This window comes from Thiohalocapsa marina (assembly GCF_008632335.1).
GTDB lineage: Bacteria > Pseudomonadota > Gammaproteobacteria > Chromatiales > Chromatiaceae > Thiohalocapsa > Thiohalocapsa marina.
Map to the genome: position 1 here is coordinate 1 of NZ_VWXX01000081.1, position 1,115 is coordinate 1,115.

Annotated in this window: 1 protein-coding gene and 1 pseudogene; both read left to right on the forward strand. The window is 66.2% G+C overall.

All coding sequences use genetic code 11. From position 1 onward, the window contains the following. Positions 1 to 696 (forward strand): annotated as a pseudogene (locus F2Q65_RS19260) (PD-(D/E)XK nuclease domain-containing protein); the annotation flags it as partial. A 237-nt stretch (positions 697 to 933) separates the two neighbouring features. Then, positions 934 to 1,115, forward strand: a 182-nt coding sequence (locus tag F2Q65_RS19265; RefSeq protein ID WP_150095014.1) for an AAA family ATPase, incomplete at its 3' end; no start/stop codon positions are given.

Consider the following 1,115-nt stretch of genomic DNA (forward strand, 5'->3'; position numbering starts at 1 on the left):
GGCGTGGCCGACGTGCTGGCGGCGGTGAAGGACCAGCCGTTCATGGCCTCGCTGCTGTACTTCTTCGGCATCCTGACGCTTGCCGGTGAGGGTGCGCTCGCCAAGCTGGTGTTGCGCATCCCCAACCTGGTGGCGCGCGCCCTCTACGTTGAGCGGCTGCGTGAGCGCTGGCTACCGGGGTACGATGAGCAGAAGGCCGCGCGCAGCGCCGCGGAGACCCTCTACCTGCGCGGCGATCCAGCGCCCCTGTGCGACCTCATCGAGCAGCGCTACTTCCGCGTCCTGTCCAACCGCGACTACCGCTGGAGCAACGAGCTGCTGGTGAAGTTCGCGTTCCTGACGCTGTTGTTCGACGACCGACTCTACATGGCCGTCTCGGAGCTGGAGACCGACCGCGGTTATGCGGATCTGGCCCTGATCCTGCGCCCGGACATGCGGCGTTTCGATGCGCTGGATCTGCTGCTGGAGTTCAAATACCTGGGGCTGAAGGAACTGGGCCTGAGCGGCGAACAGGTGCGTACCCAGTCGCGCGAGGCGCTGGCGGCCCTGCCCGCCGTCGCGGCCAAATTGGATGAGGCCGCGACCCAGGCGGCGGACTACGGCGCCACCCTGCGCCAGCGCCATGGTCTGAAGGATCTGCGCGCCTTTGCCGTGGTGGCACTGGGGGTGGAGCGATTGGTGTGGCGGGCGTTATGACGGGGAATGGTTGCGCCGGGGGCGGCGTTCCTACGGACAGGGCGCGTTTTCGCGTCAGGGGCGTTCAGGTGGTAGGAGGCCCGCCCTCGGGCCGATTCGCGTCGAAATGGTGAGGCCGATTCTCGCTTCAGCGTGTGCCGGGGCGACGATCGGCCTCGGTGGTGTGCCGGTTTGCTAGACTGCGATGAAACCCCGGCCTCGGCGGCCGCGGTGTCGACAGAGGCACCCTGAACAGCCATGAAATTCCCCTACGGCCTGAGTGACTTTGGCACTCTGATCAGAGACGGCTACTGGTATCAGGACCGCAGCGACCGTCTCGCGCTATTGGAGACAACCGGGCGGCAGCTGATCTTTCTGCGCCCGCGCCGTTTTGGCAAGAGCCTGCTGCTGTCGCTGCTGGAGCACTACTACGACCTGAA